General features: G+C 61.4%; 1 pseudogene. It reads left to right on the top strand.

Features of this window, described 5'->3' with window-relative positions:
• Positions 1-138 (top strand): annotated as a pseudogene (locus tag SB765_RS28960) (ZIP family metal transporter); the annotation flags it as partial.
• Between the last annotated feature and the right edge of the window lie 155 nt (positions 139-293).

Raw genomic sequence — 293 nt, 5'->3', positions numbered from 1 at the left:
GCGGCGGGGGCGATGATCTTTGTGGTAAGCCACGAGGTGATCACGGAAACCCACCGTAACGGGCACCAGACGGCGGCGACCCTGGGGTTGATGGGTGGGTTTGCGGTGATGATGTTTCTGGATACGGCGTTGGGCTGAAGTTTCACGTTGCCTGTACTGGCTTCTTCGCGGGCTCGCCTGCGAAGAGGCCATAGGCGAACTCAAATGTGGACGGCGACCTTCAGGGCTTCCAAAGCCGGCTCGACCTTGATACCCACCTCTGCCCCCAACTCCAGCACCCGCGCCAGGTCGTT

Origin of the sequence: Pseudomonas sp. SIMBA_067 (genome assembly GCF_046534675.1) — a bacterium.
Classification (GTDB): Bacteria; Pseudomonadota; Gammaproteobacteria; order Pseudomonadales; family Pseudomonadaceae; genus Aquipseudomonas; species Aquipseudomonas putida.
This window is presented reverse-complemented; position numbering and strand designations above follow the sequence as displayed.